The organism is Nocardia sp. 348MFTsu5.1 (genome assembly GCF_000383535.1).
Taxonomy (GTDB): Bacteria; Actinomycetota; Actinomycetes; order Mycobacteriales; family Mycobacteriaceae; genus Williamsia; species Williamsia faeni.
Genome location: NZ_KB911524.1, coordinates 1 through 19,126 on the forward strand (window position 1 = coordinate 1; position 19,126 = coordinate 19,126).

15 protein-coding genes are annotated in these 19,126 nt (G+C 66.3%); 8 read left to right on the forward strand and 7 right to left on the reverse strand.

The annotated features are described in order from the left end of the window. Nucleotides 1–65 precede the first annotated feature (65 nt). A complete protein-coding gene (locus tag H290_RS30930; protein ID WP_231373822.1) occupies nucleotides 66–284 on the forward strand; it encodes a hypothetical protein in 219 nt (72 codons plus the stop codon). A gap of 60 nt (nucleotides 285–344) precedes the next feature. On the opposite strand, the gene H290_RS0123390 is transcribed toward H290_RS30930, so the two are convergent. Further along, nucleotides 345–1,400, reverse strand: a complete 1,056-nt coding sequence (locus H290_RS0123390; RefSeq protein WP_020109275.1) for a PDZ domain-containing protein — start codon at nucleotides 1,398–1,400, stop codon at nucleotides 345–347. A 131-nt stretch (nucleotides 1,401–1,531) separates the two neighbouring features. On the opposite strand from H290_RS0123390, the gene H290_RS0123395 reads away from it, so the two are divergent. From H290_RS0123395 to H290_RS0123405, 3 genes are all read left to right on the forward strand, one after another. Beyond that, nucleotides 1,532–2,893 carry a zinc-dependent metalloprotease gene (locus H290_RS0123395; protein WP_020109276.1) on the forward strand — a complete coding sequence of 454 codons (1,362 nt, stop codon included), beginning with the start codon at nucleotides 1,532–1,534 and terminating at the stop codon, nucleotides 2,891–2,893. 122 nt (nucleotides 2,894–3,015) lie between these two features. Next, entirely contained in the window at nucleotides 3,016–3,915 is a 900-nt protein-coding gene (locus tag H290_RS0123400; protein WP_036520032.1) for a hypothetical protein, read from the forward strand. Between the two features lie 48 nt (nucleotides 3,916–3,963). Further along, entirely contained in the window at nucleotides 3,964–5,280 is a 1,317-nt protein-coding gene (locus H290_RS0123405) for an AarF/ABC1/UbiB kinase family protein (protein ID WP_020109278.1), read from the forward strand. A gap of 87 nt (nucleotides 5,281–5,367) precedes the next feature. Here H290_RS0123405 and H290_RS0123410 read toward each other — a convergent pair whose 3' ends face one another. Then, on the reverse strand, nucleotides 5,368–5,586 hold the full coding sequence (locus H290_RS0123410) for a WhiB family transcriptional regulator (protein WP_051122190.1): 219 nt from the start codon (nucleotides 5,584–5,586) through the stop codon (nucleotides 5,368–5,370). Nucleotides 5,587–6,161: 575 nt separating this feature from the next. Beyond that, the gene (locus H290_RS0123415) at nucleotides 6,162–8,246 is read right to left on the reverse strand and encodes an ATP-dependent DNA helicase UvrD2 (protein WP_020109280.1); all 2,085 of its coding nucleotides are present in this window, start codon (nucleotides 8,244–8,246) and stop codon (nucleotides 6,162–6,164) included. 106 nt (nucleotides 8,247–8,352) lie between these two features. Between H290_RS0123415 and H290_RS0123420 the strand changes: the two genes are divergently transcribed. After that, on the forward strand, nucleotides 8,353–8,577 hold the full coding sequence (locus H290_RS0123420; RefSeq protein WP_020109281.1) for a mycoredoxin: 225 nt from the start codon (nucleotides 8,353–8,355) through the stop codon (nucleotides 8,575–8,577). 19 nt (nucleotides 8,578–8,596) lie between these two features. On the opposite strand, the gene nudC is transcribed toward H290_RS0123420, so the two are convergent. Together nudC and H290_RS0123430 are read right to left on the reverse strand one after the other, a co-directional pair. After that, entirely contained in the window at nucleotides 8,597–9,541 is a 945-nt protein-coding gene (nudC, locus tag H290_RS0123425) for an NAD(+) diphosphatase (RefSeq protein WP_020109282.1), read from the reverse strand. Between the two features lie 54 nt (nucleotides 9,542–9,595). After that, nucleotides 9,596–10,666: a TrkA family potassium uptake protein gene (locus H290_RS0123430; RefSeq protein WP_020109283.1), complete on the reverse strand. Its 1,071-nt coding sequence runs from the start codon at nucleotides 10,664–10,666 to the stop codon at nucleotides 9,596–9,598. 114 nt (nucleotides 10,667–10,780) lie between these two features. Here H290_RS0123430 and H290_RS0123435 point away from each other — a divergent pair, with 114 nt between their 5' ends. Further along, entirely contained in the window at nucleotides 10,781–11,188 is a 408-nt protein-coding gene (locus tag H290_RS0123435; protein WP_020109284.1) for a hypothetical protein, read from the forward strand. Between the two features lie 5 nt (nucleotides 11,189–11,193). Here H290_RS0123435 and H290_RS0123440 read toward each other — a convergent pair whose 3' ends face one another. Then, on the reverse strand, nucleotides 11,194–14,562 hold the full coding sequence (locus tag H290_RS0123440) for an ATP-dependent DNA helicase (protein ID WP_036520035.1): 3,369 nt from the start codon (nucleotides 14,560–14,562) through the stop codon (nucleotides 11,194–11,196). Continuing rightward, the gene (locus H290_RS0123445; RefSeq protein ID WP_020109286.1) at nucleotides 14,555–17,881 is read right to left on the reverse strand and encodes an ATP-dependent DNA helicase; all 3,327 of its coding nucleotides are present in this window, start codon (nucleotides 17,879–17,881) and stop codon (nucleotides 14,555–14,557) included. Before H290_RS0123445 ends, H290_RS0123440 begins: the two co-directional genes overlap by 8 nt. A 119-nt stretch (nucleotides 17,882–18,000) precedes the next feature. On the opposite strand from H290_RS0123445, the gene H290_RS0123450 reads away from it, so the two are divergent. Further along, on the forward strand, nucleotides 18,001–18,780 hold the full coding sequence (locus H290_RS0123450; RefSeq protein WP_020109287.1) for an alpha/beta fold hydrolase: 780 nt from the start codon (nucleotides 18,001–18,003) through the stop codon (nucleotides 18,778–18,780). A gap of 1 nt (nucleotide 18,781) precedes the next feature. Continuing rightward, nucleotides 18,782–19,081 (forward strand): MGMT family protein, encoded by a 300-nt coding sequence (locus H290_RS0123455; RefSeq protein ID WP_020109288.1) that lies wholly within the window; start codon nucleotides 18,782–18,784, stop codon nucleotides 19,079–19,081. Nucleotides 19,082–19,126: the final 45 nt, after the last annotated feature.

Sequence of the window (19,126 nt, forward strand, 5' to 3'; positions counted from 1 at the left end):
ACGACCTGGCTTGCCCTGACCGATTCGATGACATCGACCACGCGCGGCAGTGGACCGCACAGTTCTTGGACCGCTACGCCCACCACCACCGTCACAGCGGTCTGGGCCGTCACACGCCGGCCTCGGTGTTCGATGGCACCGCCATCGAACACCGAGCCCGCCGCCAAAGACGACTCGACCAACTTTGGCAAGCCAACCCCCAGCGCTACCGGCGACCGCCGATAGCACCAGCGATACCTGACCAAGCAGGAATCAACATCAAGCACCTGTCTCAGACAGGTTGACAATTACCGTATTTGTGGCTCGTCCTCGTACAACTGGCTCGTTTGGTGGGGCAGAGACGATCAGCAGCTGGGCGCGGTCCGGCCGGCGTCGATGTCGGCCATGCCGTTGATCGCGTCGTCGAGGGTGTCCACCTTGACCAGGGTCAGCCCATCCGGGGTGTCGGACTTCGCTTCGACGCAATTCCCGGCCGGAACCAGGAATGCGGTGGCGCCGGCGTCGCGCGCGGCGCGCATCTTGTGCTGGATGCCGCCGATCTCGCCGACATCGCCCGATGAATCGATCGTTCCGGTACCGGCGATGAACTCTCCGCCGTTGAGCTCGCCCGGGCTGAGCTTGTCGATGATGGCAAGCGTGAGCATCAGGCCCGCCGACGGTCCCCCGATGTCACCGACATCGAAGTTGATCTCCAGGTTGGGGTCGCCGTTCTGTTCGGACAAAGTGATCCCCAGCAGTCCCTTGGTCTCGTCTTCGGGATTCGGAACCAGGGTCACCGTCTCGGTGACCGGCTTTCCGTCGCGGATGACGTCGATGGCAACCGGGGTCCCCGGAGCGATACCGGCGATCGCCTCCCGCAGCGCCTCCGACGTGGCAACCGGTGTGCCGTTCACCGCGACGATCTCGTCCTGCGGCTCCAGCTTGCCGGCAGAGGGCCCGTTGTCGGCGACACCGGAGACCAGGAGATCGATGGGACGGCCGAGGTGACTCAACGCGGCGATCTTCGCGGAGTCCTCCGAGCCCGACATCTGCTGGCGGTTCTCTTTGTCGACCTCGTCGTTGGATTTACCGGGTGGGTAGATCTGGTCGCGCGGCTGCAGTTGATCGTCTCCCGACACCCACATGCCGATCGCCTGAAAGAGGGTCAGTCCGTCGGTCACCGACACCGTGGTGAGGTTGAGATTGCCGGTGGTCGGGTCCAGTTCTGCGCCGGTGATGTTGACCACCTCGCGACCGTCCACCGTTCCCAGGGTGTTGACGGTCGGGCCCGGGCCGAGTGCCACGTACGGCACCTTCACAAGTGTTCCGACCAAGACGAATACGATCAGGAATGCCAACGCCACAAAAAAGGTGACGATCCGCCGGTATCCCGGAGCGATTCTGAGGGACTGCAGTTTCACCAGGCCCAGGGTAGAGGTCGACCTCGTCGGCCTGCCGCGCAGGAGACCGCACGTGGCACACCCGTTCACGTTTCGCGCACAGCGGATCGGTGATGCTCGGGTCCCGACCGATTCGCCGGTACCGTGGAGGCATGAATGACTTGCCCTTTGGATTCTCCCCTTCGTCCGGCGACGACGGGGATGGTGATGACGGCAAGAAACCCGGCGACTTCGATCCGAATCAGCTGGGTCAGATGCTCTCGCAGCTCGGCCAGATGCTCTCGGGCATGGGCGCGGGCATGGGGACCGGCGGCACCGCCGAACCGGTCAACTACCAGGTCGCGACCAGCCTGGCCCGTCAGCAGATCGGCAAGCACTCCCCCGTCAGTCAGGGTGAGTTGTCGGCGATCACCGACTCGGTGCGTCTGGCCGAGGTGTGGCTCGACAACGTGACCACGCTGCCGGCCGGTGTCACCAGCACCGAGGCGTGGACGTCGGTCGATTGGCTCGAGAAGACGCTGCCGACGTGGAAATCGCTGTGCAATCCGGTGGCCGAGCAGATTGCCGGCAGCTGGTCCACCAATCTGCCCGACGAGGCAAAGCAGTTCGCCGGTCCGATGATGGGCATGGTCAGCCAGATGGGCAGCATGGCTTTCGGTACCCAACTGGGTCAGGGTCTGGGCCAGCTCGCCAAAGAGGTCCTGACCTCCACCGAGATCGGACTGCCGTTGGCGCCCACCGGAACCGCGGTCCTGTTGCCGGAGGCGATCGGCATCTTCAGCGACGGCCTCGAGCAGCCAAGCCAGGAGATCCTGGTCTTCCTCGCTGCCCGCGAAGCCGCGCATGTCCGGCTGTTCTCCCACGTGCCGTGGTTGCGTCAGCGACTGCTCGCGACGGTCGAGGAGTACGCACGCGGCATCAGCATCGACTTCTCCGGTATCCAGGACGCCGCTGCCGGCATCGATCCGGCCACGCTGTTGTCGGATCCGAGCAAGCTCGAAGAGCTGATGGCCGGTGGCACCGCCTTCGAACCGAAGACCACACCGCAGCAGCAACATGCGCTCTCCCGCCTCGAGACGCTCCTCGCGTTGATCGAGGGCTGGGTCGAAACCGTGGTGTCGCAAGCCCTTTCCGATCGGATCCCATCGGTGGGCGCCTTGACCGAGACCATGCGCCGTCGGCGTGCGACCGGCGGCCCCGCCGAGGAGACCTTTGCGACGCTGATCGGTTTGGAGCTGCGCCCGCGCAAGCTGCGGGAGGCCGCCGATCTGTGGCGCAAACTGCTCGAAGCGTCGGATCTCGTGACCCGCGACGGTGTCTGGGCGCATCCCGACCTGGTGCCCGATGGCGACGACCTCGACCATCCGGCCGCGTTTGTCGACCGGGTGATCGGTGGCGGCAACCATGCATTCGACGATCCGATGGCCCAGCTCGAGAAGACCATCGCCGACGAGGCCCGCAAGCGTGAGGAAGAAGGCAAGGGCGACGGCCCCGGTACATCTCCCACCGCCTGATCCCTCGTCCTGCTGATCAATTGCCGTAGAGCCGCGTCACCGCTGTTCACGGCGTCGTCGACCTGTGGATAACCTTCGCCTGCAGGCCGCGCTGGCTGCCATCGTTCTGGTTCTGTGTTGCCATGACACACGCGCCTTTGCCGCTACTTCGTGCCGGAGCGGTGATCTTGTTGCGGCCCGGCGGCCGCATTCAGGTCGGATTCGACCCGGACCGGGCGGTGATCATCGACCCACCCGCGCATGTGGCCCCGGATCGGCTCACCGCATTGTTGCGGTCGCTGACCGGACCGCAGACATCCGAGGACACCGCGGCCCGGGCCGCGGCGGCCGGTCTGTCGGTCGACGAGATCCGTGAACTGCTCGATCAGCTCGTGGACGCCGGCATCGCCCACCACAGCAGAGCCGTGCTCACCCCGATGCGGATCCGTGTCCACGGTGCCGGTCCATTGGCCGACGCGGTGACCACTGCGCTCTCCGGGCCGGAGTTCTCGGTCCGGCAGTCGGTCCGGCGCCCACGGCTGTTCGACGGCGAAGTCGACCCGATCACCCACGAAGACCGGATGGTCACCTGGGCAACGGATCTGGTGATCCTGACCGACTTCCTCGCCCACGATCCCTGGCTGGTGTCGAGCCTCATGCGGCACCGGATCCCACATCTCATGGTCCGTCTGCGTGACGGTACCGGCGTGATCGGGCCGATGGTGCTGCCCGGGTTGTCGAGCTGTCTGCACTGCGCCGATCATCACCGCCGCGACCGCGATCGGGACTGGCCGATCGTCAGCGCCCAGCTGCTCGGCCAGAGCGGCTGGGCCGGGTCGGCAACCATCGCCGGGACCGCCGCGATCGTCCAGGGTGAGGTCGAACACATTGCAGCGGCGACCCGGCCCGACCGGAGGGAAACCGGGGACCTCCCCGCCCCGGCCAGCCTCGATGCCACGATCGAGTTCCGTGCGGACCCGTCCGCACTCGTCATCCGGGGCTGGTCACCACATCCTTTGTGCGGCTGTCGGCTACCAGAGTGATCTCAGGGTCGTCCACTAAGCTCGGGTCCATCGGAAAGGGGAAACTCAATGGCTGAGATCACACGAGGCGGTGCAAGGCGCAATGCCAAGCTCGCAGCGCTTCCGCTAGGGGTGGCGGGACGAGCAGCATCAGGATTCGGTAAGCGGCTCGCAGGTGGGGACAAGAACGAGATCGCAGCGGACATGATGGAGAAGACGGCGGAGCAGCTGTTTGCGGTGCTCGGCGAGCTCAAGGGTGGGGCGATGAAGGTCGGGCAGGCGCTCTCCATCATGGAGGCCGCGATCCCGGAAGAGTTCGGGGAGCCGTTCCGCGACGCGCTCACCAAACTGCAGGCGGAGGCACCGCCACTTCCGGCCGCCAAAGTGCATGGTGTGCTGGACAATCAGCTCGGCACCAAGTGGCGGGATCGGTTCAAAGATTTCTCCGACGAACCGGCCGCCTCCGCGTCGATCGGCCAGGTACACAAGGCAGTCTGGCACGACGGACGCGAGGTGGCCGTCAAGGTTCAGTATCCGGGCGCAGATCATGCGCTGAAAGCCGACCTCAAGACTTTGTCCCGGATGACCGGTCTGCTCAAACGACTCTCCCCCGGCACCGACGTGAAGTCGATGATGGATGAGCTGATCGAGCGCACCGAAGACGAGCTGAATTACACGCTCGAGGCGAACAACCAGCGGGCCTTTGCCAAGGCCTTCGCCGAAGACCCGAACTTCGTGGTCCCGCGCATCGTCGCATCGGCACCGAAAGTTCTTGTGTCCGAATGGGTCTATGGCACCCCGATGTCGAAGGTGATCAAGAACGGCACGCTCGACGAACGCAATGCCGCCGCCGCCAAGATGACCGAGTTCGAGGTCAGTTCACCCACCCGCGTCGGCCTGGTCCACGGTGATCCGCATCCGGGCAACTTCCAGTTCCTCACGGACGGCCGGATGGCAATCCTCGATTTCGGCGCCGTCGGACATTATCCGGACGGTCTGCCGGCGGCCACCGGGCCGATCCTGCGGTTGTGCCGGGACAAGAAGTACGACGAACTCAAAGAGGAAATGGTGCGTGCGAACTTCATTCAGCGTTCGCATCAGGACAAGGTGACCCCGTCCGATCTCGAGGCATACCTGCGTCCGTACGTCGACCCGCTCTACGGCGAGTCGTTCCACTTCACCCGCAAGTGGTTGCAACGCGCCGCGGGTGCTGCCTCCGACCCCCGCGGTGATGTCTACAAGACCTCACGAAACCTGAACTGCCCCAAGGAATACGTGATGGTGTTCCGAGTGCTCGGTGGATGTGTCGGTATTGCGGCACAACTCGACGCAGAGGCGCCCTACCGCGCCATCATGGAGAAGTGGGTCCCCGGACTGGCCGAATAAGACGGCCGCTTCCTTGGGCCCAGACGCCGAGCGGGCGGACACAGAACTCCTGTGTCCGCCCGCTTCTCGTTGTCAGATCTGACGTGATCATGCCGCGGTCTGGGTCTTGCGCGGCCGGCCGCGGGGACGTTTGCGCGCGATGACGACGCCCTGATCGAAGATCTCCCCACCCCAGACGCCCCATGGCTCCTCGCGGTTGAGCGCTTCGGCCAGGCATTCCCGCCGCAGGGGGCAGTTGCCGCACAGGGCCTTCGCCTGTTCGAGTTGGCCAGGGTTCTCGGAGAACCACAGGTCGGCGTCCGCCATTTGGCACGGGAGTTCCGTTTTGGATGCATCCAGTGCGAGTTCGCTGTCCCCGAAACCGTTGTCCCGGTATGACTCGAGTACATCGGTCATGAGTTCCTCCACTGTCGAATGTGCTGCTCGGATTGTTTTGAGACCCGGGCCGCTGATGTGGTGGAACAAGATTCGTTCTCAGATCACAAAAGAGGCCACGGGTTCGCTGTCTGCGATTCGCCGTGGCCTCAAATGGAGTCTGAGCTGTGTCAGATTTCTATTCGTTGCGAGAACACGGGGAACGCGAAGCGGGCACGGCGACGGACTGGTATAACCGTCGGCGGCTGGGGCGCCGGAATCACTGCTGTCATAGCCAGGAATTCCGGCTGGAGGGCAGCGGCGTGCGCAGTGCGGACTGCATTCGGACGGGTCGCGAGGGGCGATACGCGATGCCACGAAGCACATGCCATGACGGCATGGTCGACTACGCTCTCGGCGTTGTGAAAATCATTCACCGAACCTCTCCTTTCCCGTCTGTTCTGTGAGCCATTTGTGGCACCACAATGTTGTTGTCCACAGTAGGTGGTGCTCAAACATCGCACAACCTATTTTTGACCTGCGGGTTTACCGTTCCGAACAAGTGTCAGGACGTCTTCGCCGTACGAGTCGAGTTTCTTCTGACCGATCCCCGGAATCGCCACCAGGGCAGCGACATCACCGGGCTGCTGTTCCGCGATCGCGATCAGGGTGTTGTCGGAGAACACCACATACGCGGGAACCTTCTGCTCCTTGGCACGCCCACTGCGCCACTCCTTGAGTGCCAGCAACAACCCCTCATCGAGGTCTGAAGGGCATCGCTCGCAGCGGCCCAGCAATGATGCGGTCTTGCCCAGCAACGGCTTTCCGCACACCCGGCACTTGGGTCCGGAACGGGTCCGCTTGGGTTCGGCGATCTTCGACGCAGGCGAATCGTCCGGAACCAGGTTCACCACAAACCGTGACCGCCGCCGCGTCCCCCGGCCACCTTCGTTGCGGGACAGCGCCCACGACAGCTGCAGATGTTCGCGGGCGCGGGTGACGCCTACGTAGAGCAGCCGTCGTTCTTCTTCGATCGCGGCGTCGCCGGCCTTGATGGCCTGGCTGATCGGCATCGACCCGTCGACCAGTCCGACCAGGAACACCGCATCCCACTCCAGGCCCTTGGCGGCGTGCAGCGACGACAACGTCACACCCTGCACGGTCGGTGGATGCCGGGCTTCGGCGCGCGCGGCGAGCTCACGGGCGAGATCGGTCAGCGTCAGATCGGGAACATCATTCAGCATGTCCTCGGTCATCGTCACCAACGCCCGCAACGACTCCCAGCGCTCGCGGGCCTGTGCACCGGCCGGGGCCTCGTCGGTCAGGCCCAGCGGGACCAGGATCGCCCGTAGAATCGTCAGCGTCTGCGCTTCGGCCGGCAGATCGTCGCGCTGCGCGGTCTGGTTGACCGCCCGCATCGCCTGCCTGACCTCCGACCGCGAGAAGAACGCCTCACCACCACGCACCTGATACGGGATCCCGGCCGCGGTCAGCGCCTGCTCATGCACTTCGGACTGAGCGTTGACCCGGTACAGAATCGCTATCTCCGAGCCGGGGACACCGGAGTTCATCAGCCGTTTGATCGCGCGTGCGACGGCCTTCGCCTCGGTGGCCTCATCGGGGTGTTCGGAAAAATCGGGTTCGGGACCGGGATCTCGCTGGCCGATCAGCTGCAGCCGGGTTCCGGCGATGCGGCCCCGGGCGGCACCGATGACGCTGTTCGCCAGCTGCACGACCTGTGGCGTGGACCGGTAGTCCCGTTCGAGTCGGACCACCGTCGCGTCGGGGAACCGCCGGGAGAAGTCCAGCAGGTAGCCGGGCGTGGCGCCGGTAAACGAGTAAATGGTCTGGTTGGCGTCACCGACCACGGTGAGATCGTCGCGTGGCCCCACCCAGGCGTTGAGCAATGCCTGCTGGGCCGGTGTGACGTCCTGGTATTCGTCGACCACAAAACAGCGGTAACGGTCGCGGAACTCCTCGGCGATCACCGGATGATCGTCGAGGATGGCCCGGGTCATCAGCAGCAGGTCGTCGAAGTCGAGGAGCTGGTCACCCGACGGCGACACCTTGGCCTGCTCGTAGCGCTCGTAGACCAGGGCCACCTGCTCGGCGGGCAATGGTGATTCGCGACTGCTCTTGTAGATCGCGGCCGGGTACTCGGATGGCCCGATCAACGACCCCTTGGCCCATTCGATCTCCGAGATGAGGTCGCGCAGCGACTCGGTGGTGGTCGGCGCTCCGGCGGCCCGGGCCGCGCGGGAGACCACGGGAAACTTGTTGTCGAGCAGTTCCCACTGGTTGTCGCCGATGGCCTGCGGCCAGAAGTATCTCAGATGTCGCATCGCCGCGGCGTGGAACGTCAACGCCTGCACGGCATTTCCCTGGCCCGAGATACCCAGCGACCGCAGTCGGGTGCGCATCTCGCCGGCAGCTCGCGAGGTGAACGTGACGGCCAGAACCTGACTGGCCCGCACATGTCCGTCACCGACCAGATGCGCGATCCGGCGCGTGATGGTGCGCGTCTTACCGGTGCCTGCGCCGGCCAGGACACAGACGGGTCCGCGGGGTGCGAGCACTGCGGCCTGCTGCTGCGGGTCAAGTGAGGCATCCATGCGCATCAGTATCCCAATCACCACCGACAGCGCTCCGGCCGGACGGGAACACCGCCCGAACTCATGGTGTTATGTAGGCGTGACTACGGACAACTCAGTTCTGACGATGTACACCACCACCTGGTGTGGATACTGCAAACGCCTCAAGATGGGCCTCAAGACCGCCGGCATCGAGTGGGTGGAAATCGACATCGAGCAGGACCTGTCGGCCGCCGATTTCGTCGGCAGCGTCAACGGTGGCAACCATGTGGTTCCCACCGTCAAGTTCGGCGACGGCAGCACCGCCACCAACCCGACGGTCGCCGACGTCCGCAAGAAACTGGGCGTCTGACCGGCCCGGAATCCTCGGGTCAGCGCACCCCGGTTGCCGGGGTGTAGGCCCAGGCGCGGATCAGGGCACTGGCGATGGAAATTGATCCCGGCAACCGTAACCGCGCGTTGTCGACGATCGGATTGCCGTCCGGACCCATCCAGTCCTGCTGCGCCTCAATCGCTTCGATCACCTCGGCCCGACCGAACCACTCGGCCGCCGCGATTTCACCGTCGATGAAGTCGAGCGGTTGGTCGGGGTCCGCGGTGACCTCGAAGCCCACCATCAGCGACCGTGGGAACGGCCAGGGCTGAGACCCGATGTACTGCGGGTTCCAGGCATCCACACCGACCTCTTCGTGGACCTCCCGCAGCACGCATTGCTCGAGTGACTCGCCGGGTTCGACAAACCCGGCGAGGGTGGAGAACCACCGGTCGGGCCATTGCTTCTGCCGGCCGAGCAGGATGCGGTCGCCGCCGTCATGAACAACGGTGATGATCGCGGGATCGGTCCGCGGGAACTCCTCGCGTCCGCTGATGACGTTGCGGCGGGCCCATCCACCTTTGATCGGTTCGGTGTGGGCACCATCGACCGGCGAGAACCGGGCCGTGTCATGCCAGTTGAGTACACCCAGTGCAGTCGAGAGAATCCCGGCCTCGTTCGGGCCGAGTAGCTGGGCACCGCGACGGGGATCGTCTTTCGGTCCGTCGAGGACGTCGAAGCGCATCGCCCACATGTCGTGGCCGTCGTCAGGGTGCAATCCGAGGAACACCGCTTCCGGCGGCGGCGCATCGTCGATGTCGACCGCCGGGATCCAGCCGAGGCCGTCTTCACCGAGCGGATACCGGCCGGTGGGGTCGATCTGCAGGAGCAGTGCCCGCGACCACCCGTCCTTCAACCGCTGATGGTCGTCCCGGATCTCGTCGGCGCGGTTGTATTCCGCCCGCGACAACATCGGGGGCTGATCGAACTCAAAGCGCCGCACTGATTTACCTCTCGGATTTCGGTCGATGGTCTGTTCCACTGAATGCCGCGGCCGTCAGTCCGAGCTGCCCTGCCGGACGAACAGCAACCGGTCACCCTGCTCGATCGCATCGACCTTGCTGTCGTCGATGCGATGCAGTTTTCCGTCCCTGACGACACCGAGCACGATCTCCGGCAGGTGTCGCGGTGAGCCGCCGACCTCGTCGGGTTCCACATCTCGTTCGGCGATGGCAAAACCCTGGTCGGGTGTCAGGAGATCTTCGATCACCTCCACCACCGTCGGCGTGATCGTCGCCAGACCCAGTAGACGGCCCGCGGTCTCCGAGCTCACCACCACCGAATCGGCGCCCGATTGTTTCATCAGGTGGGTGTTCTCCGATTCCCTGATGGAGGCGACGATCTTCGCGTTCGGGGCCAATTCCCGGGCGGTCAGCGTGGCTAGCACGGCCGTGTCGTCGCGGTTGGTGGCCACGATTATCGAGGATGCATGTTGGGTGCCGGCCAGCCGCAGGACATCCGATCGGGTGGCATCCCCGCGAACGGTGACCAGCCCTTTGGCCGAGGCGTTGTCGAGCACGGCCTGATCGCCGTCGACAACCACGATCTCGGCCGGTTTCTGCCCGTCTGCGATCATCGCCTTCACAGCGGTCTTGCCTTTCGTTCCGTAGCCGATGACCACGGTGTGGTTCCGCACCTTGTTCCTCCATCGCTGGATCTTGAGCGCCTGCCGTGACCGTTCGGTCAGAACTTCGAGGGTGGTGCCGACCAACACGATCAGGAACATCACCCGCAGCGGAGTGATGACCAGGACGTTGATCAGCCGGGCCTCCGGTGTGAACGGCGTGATGTCACCGTATCCCGTGGTGGACAGGGACACCGTCGCGTAATAGAGGCAGTCCAGGAACGAGAGCGGGCTGGTCTGCACATCGCGGTAGCCGTCCCGGTCGAGATAGACGATGAACACCGCGGCGAACAATGCGGTCAGGGCAAAGACGACGCGACGGCTGATCGCCCGTCCCGGGCTCGATTGCATCTCCGGGATGCGCACCACACCGACCAGCGCGTGGTCGGGCATATCGGTCAGCTCGTCTTCTTTGAACCGCCGCCGTAGGCGCCCGGTGGCCATCTACCCGACCTCTGTCTCGCCGCGACCCACCGGTCGCAGAGTTTGCATCTGCACAAAGTGGGACTGTAGTCCTATCTGCCACCGGCCGGTGACACCATCAGGCATGGTGGAGGGATGACGGATACGAAGCAGAGGTTGCGGCAGTTGGCGTCTCCCAAGGAGCAGAAGCTCGCCACCCGGATGGGTGCGGCGCTGCTGGGAATGGGAACGCTGCATTTTGTCGCCCCCCAGCCGTTTGACCAGCTGATTCCCACTGAACTGCCGGGCAGTGCCCGCGCCTACACCTACGGCTCGGGGGTGGCCGAGCTGGCGGTCGGCGCTGCACTGCTGGCGCCCAAGACACGCCGCTACGGCGGACTCGCGGCCGTGGCCCTGTTCATCGGCGTGTATCCCGGCAACATCAACATGGTGCGGTTGTACAAGAACAAACCGTTGCCACAGCGCGCCGTCGCGTGGGGCCGACTGCCACTTCAGATCCCGATGATCTGGGCCGGATGGCGGGTCTGGAAGTCGACGCCGTGACCTGATCAGGACGCACCCTTCTCGCGGCGGATCAGGGCCGCGAGTCGGGCGCGGTCCGGCAGGTCGCGTGGCCGGAGCGTCGAGTTGGAACGCACGTAGTGGAAGGCCGCCCGCACCTTGTCGAGGTCGGTTCCGGTGAGTTCCGCCCACGCCACCCGGTAGGCGGCCAACTGCACAAAGACCGAATGCTCTTGCGCCGGTGTCGGTTTTGCGCCGGTTTTCCAGTCGACCACCGTGTATCCGCCATCCGGTTCGGCGAACACCGCATCGATACGGCCGCGGATGATCGTGTCGGCGATGACGGTCTCGAACGGCACCTCGACCTCGACCGGGTTGCGGGCGGACCAATCCGAGCGCAGGAACGCCTCGCGCAAGACGTCGAGGTCGGCGTCGGATCCGCCTTCGGCGTCGGCCGCGCCCGGTAGCTCATCGATGTCGAGAAGCCGGGTGGCACCGAATCGCCGTTCCACCCAGGCGTGGAATGCCGTGCCCCGGCGGGCCATCGGATTCGGCTTGAACGGCAGTGGCCGCCGGAGCCGCCGGGCGAACGCATCGGAATCCTTGTCGAGTTCGACCAGCTGACTCACCGAAAGATGTTGCGGCATGGTCACTTCGATGTCGGAGCCCAACCCTGCGGATCGCTCGGTGAGGAGCACCGCCAGATCGTTGGCCCATTCCCGGATCTGCGGGTCGTCGTCGCCCGGTTCGGGGGCGTCGTCTTCCCCGATGGCGAACAGCGCAGGTTCACCACGCTCGCGCAGTGCCGCCCGGACGAGGTCGGCGCCACGCTCGGTTCCGGGCCGGCGCGGCCCCAGCGGATCCGCCGGCCACGACGCCCCGACCGCCAGCATCGCCAGCGGATTCTCCGCTCCCTCATCGGGCTGGGGTGCCCACTGCGCGATGGTCAATCCCGGCGCACCGTCGTGAGATGTCTCGATCAAACTCTGTGCGATCTCATGCAGTTCGGTCAGGAACACCGACGGACCCTTGGGTTTGTCACCGGCCGGCGACCAATGATGTCCACTGATGATCAATGCCCGTTTGGTTCTGGTCAGCGCCACATAGAGGAGCCGCCGATCCTCTTCCAGCTTGCGGGCCCGCAACGCCTCCTGATGTGCCTCGATGGATTCTTCGAGTTCCTTGCGGTTCTCCAGGCCATCGAGCACCAATGGCGGAAATCCCTCGCCGTCCGCGGAGTCGGCGAGGTCACCCCGCAGTTCGGCAGGCAGTTCCCGGGCGCTCTTGAGCCAGGTGCCCTCGGCCTTACCTCCGGGAAAGATGTTGGTACACAGGTGCGCGATCACCACGATGTCCCATTCGAGCCCCTTGGCGGCGTGGACGGTCAGGATCTGCACCCGGTCTTCGGCGATCTCGACCTTGCCCGGTTCCAGACCCTTCTCGATATCGGCCGCTGACGCCAGGAACGCCAGTAGCCCGGGTAGCGTGGCCGCGGACCGTTCCGCGTAATTCGCGACGTATTCGGCAAAGGCATCGAGGTGTTCGCGCCCGGTGATGTTGCCGCGGAGTCCACGCGCCCGGATCTGCGCCTCCACATCGACCCCGGTCACCCGTTCGACCTCGGCCACCAGTTCGGGCAAGGGACCTCCCATGCGGGCCCGCAGCACCGACAGCTGATGCCCGAGCAACTTGATCCGGCGGTACCCGTCCGGCGAATAGCGGGCCGCCGGACCGGGATCGGCGAGTGCGTCGCCCAGACCCGCCTGATCCACGGTCTCCGACGGCACGGCCGAATCGAGTGCGCTGTCGAGTTCTTCGAGGCTGGTCATGGTGCCCGACACGATGCTGGTTCCGGCCGCGAGATCACGCGCCCGCGCCCACAGCGCCGCGAGGTCCCTGGCACCGATCCGCCAGCGCGGGCCGGTCAGCAACCGGACCGCCGCCGTGCCCGCCATGGGGTCGGACATCAGCCGGAGCATCGCCACCACGTCCTGCACCTCGGGCACGCCGAGTAGTCCACCGATCCCGACAACCTCTGCGGCGATCCCACGATCCGCGAGCTGCGCGGCGAGCGGTGCCGAATCCTGGTTGCGGCGCACGAGAATTGCCACGGTCGGCGGTTTGCCCTCGGCCTGGTTGTACTCGCGCTCGATCTGGTCGACGATCCACGTGCGTTCATCCGCCACGGTATCGGTGAGCGCCATGTCGATGGTGCCGCGCGGGGCATCGTCACGAGGTCGCAGGATGCTCACCGGAACGCCCCGGCGACGCAGTTCGTCGGACGCCGCGTTGGCCATGTCGAGGGCGTACCGCGCGTTGCGCCAGCTGGTGAGCAGCTCGAGCCGCCTCGCCGGACTGCCGTCGCTGCAACGGAAATCGGTGGTGAATCGTGGCAGGTTCGCCGCCGAGGCACCACGCCAGCCGTAGATGGACTGGATCGGGTCACCGACCGCGGTCACCGCGATCCCGGCACCGGCCGTCACACCCGGCGGGGTCCCGAAGAGTTGTGAGAGCAACACCCGTTGCGAATGACCGGTGTCCTGGTATTCGTCGAGCAGGACCGCACCGATGGCGGCCCTTTCCGCCTGGGCGACTTCCGGGTGTGTGGTGACCAGCTTGGCAGCCAGCGACATCTGGCTGCCGAAATCGAGCACGTTGGCATCGCGCATCGCCTGCCCGAGTGCCGCCACCAGTGGCACCAGCTGACGACGTTCATCGATCGCGGCCTGGATGTCTTTCAACTTCACCGGCGGCGTCGGCTTCTGGCGGCCGACCGGAGGAAGCGTGTCGATGAGCCGGTAGAGGTCGTCGCCCGCGGCGGCCAGCTGGTCGAGGTCCACGAGGTGTTCGGACAGCTCTCCGTACAGCTTGAGCACCGCTTCCGTCACTCCCCCAGGTGTTTTGGGGGTATCGAGGTCTTCGGACCAATTACCGACCACCGAAAAGGCGAGCTGCCACAGCTCGGTTTCGCTGAGCAGGCTCGCGGATGGTTCCACCGGCAGCAGCAACCCGTAGTCGGCGATCAACCGGCCCGCATACGCATGGTAGGTGCTGACCTGCGGGTCGGCCGAGCGCAGCTGTGCCCGAAGGTCGCCTTCGGGGTCCCAGCGCGACATGGCCGAGGATCCGGCCAGCATCGACAACCGGCGCCGGATCCGCGCGGCCAGTTCCTGTGCGGCCTTGCGGGTGAACGTCAGGCCGAGGACGGCGTCGGGTTCGACCAGGCGGTTGGCGACCAGCCAGACCACCCGGGAGGCCATCGTTTCCGTCTTGCCGGCCCCGGCGCCGGCCACCACCAGCACCGGTTCCAACGGCGCTTCGATGACCTCGACCTGCTCATCGGTCGGCGGTGGCTGATCCAGCGCACCGGCCAGCACCCGCGCGGAAATCCTTGTGTGAACCGCAGATTCAGCCATCGGTCACCATCCGTCCCTCGAGTTGGGACGGGCAGCTCGACTTCAGCGCGCAGTGCCCGCAGCCGTCGTTGACCGTCGCCTCGAACCCCGGCCCGATGCTCCGATACGCCGCCGACCGGACCACGGCCAGCCACTGGTCGACCTGCGCTTCATTGAGCGGGTCCTGATTACGTTGGGCCGCACCGGTTTTACCGTTGGCACTGTTCACATAGACGAGCGCCCCGCCGCCGGGTTCGACATTGCCGAGCTCCGGCACGCCACCGAGCGTCAACGCCAGCTGGTAGGTGGCCAATTGGGCGTGCTCCTGTCCGGCGGCCACCGAGATCGTGTTCTTGCCAGTCTTGACGTCGACGACCACCGGCCGGCCCTTGCTGTCTGCCTCGAGCCGGTCGATGCGCCCGCGCAGCCGTACCTCGGGGATGGCGAGTACCTCACCGTCTGCGTCCACCATCTGCGCCGGCTCGACCCGGGCGTTGACGTCGATCTCCACCCCGACCTCGGTCATGCCCTCGCGAGACATCCGCAGCCACTGCCGGAAGTTGGTCAGCATCTCTTCGGTGCGTTCGAGTTCCCGGCGCGAGAACCAGGGTGCCCCGACATCGACCTGATCCCAGACCCGGCGAAGCGACGCCGTCACGTCTTCCGGCGGGATCTTGCCCGCGACCGCCTGGACGAGGGTGTGCACGAGCGTTCCCGCCACGGCCGGACGCGAATCGCCGTCGCGGCCGCCATAGCGTTCCAGCATCCACCGCAGTGAGCAGGCCCCCAGCGATTCGACGCTGGACGGCGACAGGGTCAACGGGCCCGACGCCTCGGACCAGAGCGGCTCGGTGGTGCTCGGACCGGCCAACCCGTACCACTCGTCGGGGTGCGCGCCGGCCACACCGGCATCGGCCAATTCGGCCAGCATGTCGGCCGCGGCCCGGGTCCGCGGATCGTCTTCGTCGGTGCCCGCGCAGACCTGGGCGCGGAGTTCGGCGACCAGCGAGGACAGCGAGAGCACCCGGCGGAGTCCGGGTTCGACGGGCAACTCCAGCTCCGGTTCGTCCGCTTCACCGGAACCTGCCACCACCGCTGCCAGCTCTCCGACGAAACGGGACGGCGCGGCGTCACCGCTCCCGTCGTCCACCGCGCTGACCATCAATCGGAGGCGGGCCCGACTGCAGGCGACCAGCAGCAGTCGTCGTTCCTCGGCCAGCGCGACCGCGGTGCGCGAGATGGTGTCGATGGCTTCGGCTGCCACGCCGTCGAGGAGGTCGACCAGCTGGCCGGTACCGAGAATGCTCCCGCGGCTGCGCAGGCTGGGCCAGAGGCCGTCCTGCACACCGGCCACCGCGACCACATCCCATTCACGACCGGCCGCGGCGTGCGCCGAGAGCACCGTCACCGAATCGGAGGACGCCTGGGCCATCCTCGATTCGGTGGGGATCTGCAGGGCACTGAGATAGTCGATGAATCCACCGAGCGTGGCTGCGGGCAGGCTGTCGGCGAAGTTGGCGGCGGCATCGAAGAGCGCCACCATGGCGTCCAGGTCTCGATCCGCCTGGGCACCGCCGGGACCGTGGTCGCGGCGCATCACCTGATTGGACCACCGCGGACCCAAACCCGTTGCCTGCCATGCCTCCCACAGGATCTCCTCGATACTGCGCCGGCTCTCCGACGCGGTACGCGCCGCCCGGATGACCGCCAGCACCCGAACGAGAGGCTGCTTCTCCGCGTCGGTCAGCCCGTCGAGGTGTCGATCGATGTCGATGGCGGGCTCGCCGATGTCGGTCGGGCGGGCGCTGACCAGTTCTGCGATCACGGTGGCCGAATCGCGGTCACGGCCCGACTCGGTCTCGATCCGTCGTACACCCCGCCGCAACCGCCGCAGTGCTGCCGGGTCGGCACCGCCGATGGGCCCGGACAACAATTCCAGCGCCGAGTCGGGGTCGAGCGGCATCTCCACCGCACGCAGCGCCAGCAGCATCGCGGACACCGAGCGCGCCAGCGCCAGTGGGATCTCGCTGGCCGGTGTCATGACCGGCACACCGGCCGACCGCAGGGCCCGCCGCAATGGGGCCATGGCCCGGGGAACGGACCTGACGATCACGGCCATCCGCGACCACGGCACGTCGTCGTAGAGGTGGGCCCGACGCATCATGTCGGCGATCGCCGTGGCCTCTTTGGCAGCCGAACCATAGATACGGACCACCGGGGCCGGAGCATCGCGATGATCGGCCCGCTCCAGCTCTTTGGACAGCCTGTGCCGGCGACGTCCGGGTAAGCGGGCCGCGATGGACCCGGTGAGGTCACTGATCGGGGCGGTCGACCGGAAGTTGTTGTCCAGCAGGATGTCCCGCGCCGGATCGTCGAGCTCGTCGAGGAACCGGGCGCTGGCACCGCGAAACCCGAAGATCGATTGGTCGCCGTCTCCGGCGACCACTGCCTGATGGGTCCCGGCGCCGACCAGCCGGATCAGCGTGGCTGCCTGCGGATCGAGATGCTGGGCATCGTCGACCAGCAGATACCGCACCCGGGCGCGCTCGCTCCGCAACAGGTCGGGGTCGGTGGCGAATGCGGTCAGTGCGGACCCGACCAGTTCTGCCGCGTCGACAGCCGGGGCCGTGGCCTGCGGCGCCTCGAGTCCGACCGCACCGCGCAGCAGACCACTCTGCTCGTACTGGCGGTATGCCCGGCCGGCCGCCTGCCACTCCGGCCGCCGGTGGGTGCGGCCGAGCGCGATCAGGTCCTCGGGACCAACGCCGCGTTCGGCGGCGCGCATCATGATGTCGCGCAGTGCCTGGGCAAAACCGTTGGTACCCAAGGCCGGCCGCAATCGCTCGGGCCAGTACTCGGCGCCGTCCTCGATGTCGCCGGCGAGTAGCTCGCGGAGCACGGCGTCCTGTTCGGCACCGGTGATCAGACGTGGGGGCGGGTTGTCGTGGGCCGCGGCCTGCAGGCGCAAGACCGCAAACGCGTAGGAATGCAGCGTCCGGACGATCGGCTCGCGGGTGGCCTTCGGTGTGCGTGCCGGCCCCGTCCCGGTCGAAAGCAGGCGCGCGGTGATCTGTTCACGCAGCTCGGTGGCCGCCCGCCGACTCGCGGCGAGCACGAGGATCGATTCGGGATCGGTGTCCGGATCGGACAGCCGCGCAACCGCGATGTCGACGATCAACGACGTCTTCCCGGTACCCGGGCCACCATGAACCCGATACGGGAGGAACCCCCCGGCGGCGCTGAACTCACCGTCGATCAGGGCCTGTACGTGCGCCGGCCAGATGCGCGGAAGCGCTGCGGCGACCGGCGCGGACACCAATCGCGTGGTCAAAGCGGGCACGCACACATCCTTTCCCTCGGCTGCGTCGATGGTGTCATGTTCGTCCGACAGACTCTCGACCCACGGCGGAGCCGCGGCACCACGGGCGATATACCGCCACGTCCGGCAAGATCACGGGTATGTCTGCACTGAACGTCGAACTGTTCGGACCGTTCGACGGTCCACCCGTCTTGGCCCTGCACGGCCTCACCGGGCACGGCAAGCGCTGGGCAGATCTCGCCGACGCACTGCCGCACGCCCGGATCGTGGCACCCGACCTCCTCGGTCACGGTTTCTCCCGGTGGACACCACCCTGGTCGATCGAGGCACAGGTGCTGGCGCTGTGTGAGGTCGTGGACGAACACATCGACGGACCGGTGGTGGTCGTCGCGCATTCCTATGGCTGCGCGCTCGCCATGCACCTGTCGCGCCTGATCGGCGAGCGGATCCGGTCGTTTGTGCTGCTCGATCCGGCCATGGGACTCGATCCTCAGATGATGGGGGACGTCGCGATCGACACCATGGCGCACCACGACTATCCCGATGAGGCCGCGGCCCGCGAGGGCAAGCTCTGCGAATCGTGGGCCGAACTCGACCCGGGCATCCTCGATCGCGAGATCTCCGATCACCTGATCAACGTCGGAGATCGGGTGAACTGGCGCATCCATCCGGGGATGGTGGTCGCCACCTGGAGCGAACTGGCGCGCCCGTTCACGCTCCCTCCCACCGGCATCCCTGTCGACGTGGTGCAGGCGATGCGGGTGCAGCCCCCTTACTTCACCGCAGAGTTCCGGGCTGCACTCGCCGAGCAGCAGGGCGACCTGCTGACGGTGATCGAGGAGGACTGCGGACACATGGTGCCGTTCGCCAGGGCCGAGTTGACGGCCGAGCTGGTCGCGAAGGCATTGGCCCGCAACTGAAATGGCGGCCGTGACGGAAGAAGAGGTCGAACGGGTCCGCGACATCGTGGCCTCGGTACCCGCCGGCAAGGTCACCACCTACGGCGATGTCGCGGCGGCGGCCGGACTGTCCAGCGCTCGCATCGTCGGATGGATCATGCGTACCGATTCGTCCGACCTACCGTGGCACCGCGTCATCGCGGTCAGCGGCCGGCCGGCGCCACACTTGCGAACGAGACAGCTCGAACGCCTTCAGGCCGAAGGTGTTCCGGTCTTCGACGGTCGCGTCGACATGAAAGTCGCCCGTCTAGCGCTCCCCTAACCCGATCCTGTGCCCTTTTGGCGAACAAACCCCCAGGTGGGCTCC